Here is a 2,953-nt window from a genome sequence, read left to right as displayed (position 1 = left end):
ACGTCCGTCCCCCGGTTCCCCGTGCATCCCCGTCCATCCCCCTCCCCTCCCCGCCACCGGGTGTGGTGCGCGTCTCGGATCGCGGGCGCAGCGGTGACCGGGCGTGGCGGGGGAGGGCCGGTGGGTGGCGGTGCGGGGGCCGTGGGTGGTGAGGGTGCTCACACGGGTACGGCATGAACGACGGCGGGTAGTGCTGTCCGTTTCGCACCGTTCCGCACCCTTCCATGCGGGCCGGTGAGAGGTGTTCGCGCAGGTCGGGGCGGGCCGGCGGGTTCGAGGCGGACGCTCTTCCCGGGTCGTTCCGAGGCCCCCTCGCTACGACGGCGGGTCGTAGCGAGGGGGTCTTGGAACGGGCTGCCGAGGTCTGGCACCTTGGCATTCGTCGTCAGCCACACCGGCTCCTGTCCCGCCGGTTGCGGCTAAGCGCCGTGTCACACCCCGTGACCGTTTCGGCCCCTGTCCGGCCGCGGTCGAGACGGGGTGCGACACCGGCCCAACCCGATTGAGGTCCTGCTCTACATGCCCGCTTTCAAGCTCCGTATGCGTACCTCTGCCGCCGTTCTCGTCGGCGCCGCCGGTCTGACCGCCCTGGGCGCCGGTGTCCTGCCCGCCACCGCGAACGCCGCCACCGCCTCCCCGCAGGCGATCGCCGCCCAGATCGTCCCGGCGAACCAGCTGGCCTCGTTCAGCCAGATCATCTCCCACGAGTCGGGCTGGAACGTGACGGCGACGAACCCGAGCTCGGGCTCCTACGGCCTGGGCCAGGCGCTGCCGGCCTCCAAGATGGCCTCGGCCGGTGCGGACTGGAAGACCAACCCCAAGACCCAGATCAAGTGGGCCTACGACTACATGAACTCCCGCTACGGCAGCCCGAACGCCGCCTGGGCCTTCTGGCAGACCCACCACTGGTACTAAGCCGACACCTCGCATCTTCCTCCCCCCACCCCGGGGGCGGACAGGTGTCACCGGGGTGACCCGTGAGGGCCCGGCTCCGCGCAACCGCGCGGAGCCGGGCCCTCACGCCGTTCCCGGCCCAGCCACCGCCTGACAGCCCGCCAGCCCGCCAGACCGAGCCGGACACCCTGCGCAACCGCCCCCCAGAGCCCGGGCCGAATCCCTCCGCCGATCCCCTCTGTTGAATCTTCTGCAATTGCCACTCAATAGTGCAGTCGCTAGCGTTGTTTCTATACGAAGTCTCTTCTTGACGGAGAGTGAGGAATCCCTGCGCGAAGCCGGGCATTCCCCGCGATCCCACACGCACAATCGGAGGACTTCCGATGAAGATTCCTCGCCCTTGGCGCTCCCTCGCGGTGCCCGCAGCCGCCGCCGTGGCCCTGGTGGGCCTCCAGACCACGGGCGCGACCGTCGCACAGAGCGTCACACCCGCAGCCGTACCGAGCGTGGCCTCCCAGACTCCCGAGGAAGCCTGCGCCGTGGCCAACGCCGGCAGCTGGACGGTCATCGTGAACTGCTTCCACGGGCAGGTGGCTGTCGCCCGCGCGTGGCTCGCCCAGATCTGCACCCAGCTCCCCGCCACCGTCCCCCGCGTCGCGGACCTCTGCCGGATCCAGATCACCGGCACCCGGATCCACACCGAAGGCCCCCTGGTGTTCCTCACCGTCGAGTTCCGCGACCTGCCCGACCAGGCCAGGGGATTCTCGTTCGTCGGAATCAAGGGATCTCACTGGGCCTACGAGAAGCACTCGTTCGACAGCCCGTCCTACGGCCGCGTGCACCTGACCAACACCGGCGGGTCGATCGACTACCCGTTCAACCAGAGCTGCGGCACGGCCCATCCCACCGAATCCGACGTGCGGTTCTGGATCAACGACTTCCAGGGCATCAACCAGGCGACCACCAGCGCCCACCTGAAGTGCTGACCCACCACCCGGCCCCGCCCAACGCAGACGAGGCCCGGCACCCGTACGGGCACCGGACCTCGTCCGACCAATGGAGCGCCAGGCCCGGATCGCACGGACTCTCCCTACTGAAAGTAGGATGTGCTCTGGTAGCACCGCTGACGCCTGACGAGAGATCATCTCCCTCGCAACAAGCAGAACACTAGCAGCTCACCCCCCACCCCCCGACACCGCCGACCCGTCGCCCGGCCAACCGCCGGCAGCACGCCGCGGACCCACCCGCCGTTCGTCGTTCAACCGTCGATACGGCCGTGGGCTGCTTCCTCGCGGGCAATGAGCACCGGACGTGCGCGCCCGTCAGCGCGACTGCCTGCCACCCCGCTTCGACCCCGTCCATGCTCGCCGGATTCGTCGTCATCGAGCCATCACCCACGCCACGCGTTCGGCATCACGAGGCGGGAGCCGAGCCTGCGCGTCGCCGAGGCCGTGCACACCGCATGGCAGCAGCGGGCCCGGCGCCAGGCCCAGCCGGCCGACTGCCCAGGGCCGCGGTCCCCTCCATCACCGGCCCCCGGCACCAGGGTTGTGGGCCGCCGGCGATGCGCACCCGAGTGTGCGCGATCGCACGCACGGCCTTCCTCGCCCAGTGCGTGGAAATCAAGATTCCGACGTTCCAGGCCTGCGAGTACGGTGGCGGATACTGCAACTAGCAGTCCAGAAGGGCGAAGGCCATGGGGATATCCGCGCATGTGATCGCACCGCCGCTCCTTGCGGTGGCGGTGGTTCTGCTCGTCGTGAAGTGGGCCCGGCGGCGGAGGGACGGCAAGCCCGTGCCGCTGCTGCCGCGATCGCCGCAGGCCTGGGCGGTCGGGTCGGCCGTGCTCGTCCTGGTGGCGGTCTCGGGAGCGATGGCCGGTCAGCTCTGGAGCGCGGTCGTACCCGCTGTCGCGCTCGGCGGACTGGCGGGTGCCTTGACGGATCTCCGCTACGGTTCCCCTCGCTGACGTTCACTCAGAAGTGGGGGGGGGGGGGGGGGGGGGGGGGGGGGGGGGGCGGGGGGGGGGGGGGGGGGGCGGCGCGCCCGGCGCCCGCCG

At 70.7% G+C, this 2,953-nt stretch carries 3 protein-coding genes; all 3 read left to right on the top strand.

Going from position 1 to position 2,953, the window contains the following annotated elements; all coding sequences use genetic code 11:
* Window positions 1-540: 540 nt before the first annotated feature.
* The 3 genes from ACIRST_RS21960 to ACIRST_RS21950 all read left to right on the top strand — a co-directional run bounded on the left by ACIRST_RS21960 (window position 541) and on the right by ACIRST_RS21950 (window position 2,863).
* On the top strand, window positions 541-915 hold the full coding sequence (locus tag ACIRST_RS21960) for a transglycosylase SLT domain-containing protein (protein ID WP_350519594.1): 375 nt from the start codon (window positions 541-543) through the stop codon (window positions 913-915).
* 362 nt (window positions 916-1,277) lie between these two features.
* Window positions 1,278-1,880, top strand: a complete 603-nt coding sequence (locus ACIRST_RS21955) for a hypothetical protein (RefSeq protein WP_402803712.1) — start codon at window positions 1,278-1,280, stop codon at window positions 1,878-1,880.
* Window positions 1,881-2,590: 710 nt separating this feature from the next.
* The gene (locus tag ACIRST_RS21950) at window positions 2,591-2,863 is read left to right on the top strand and encodes a hypothetical protein (RefSeq protein WP_402803711.1); all 273 of its coding nucleotides are present in this window, start codon (window positions 2,591-2,593) and stop codon (window positions 2,861-2,863) included.
* The last annotated feature ends 90 nt before the right edge of the window (window positions 2,864-2,953 follow it).

Origin of the sequence: Kitasatospora sp. NPDC101447, from assembly GCF_044767225.1 — a bacterium.
GTDB lineage: Bacteria > Actinomycetota > Actinomycetes > Streptomycetales > Streptomycetaceae > Kitasatospora.
The sequence above is the reverse complement of the archived record's forward strand: the minus strand, read 5'-3'. Positions and strand labels throughout refer to the sequence as shown.

Coding starts and splice junctions, on each gene's coding strand:
- ACIRST_RS21960 (WP_350519594.1), top strand. CDS start 541: ATGCGTACCTCTGCCGCCGTTCTCGTCGGCGCCGCCGGTCTGACCGCC.
- ACIRST_RS21955 (WP_402803712.1), top strand. CDS start 1,278: ATGAAGATTCCTCGCCCTTGGCGCTCCCTCGCGGTGCCCGCAGCCGCC.
- ACIRST_RS21950 (WP_402803711.1), top strand. CDS start 2,591: ATGGGGATATCCGCGCATGTGATCGCACCGCCGCTCCTTGCGGTGGCG.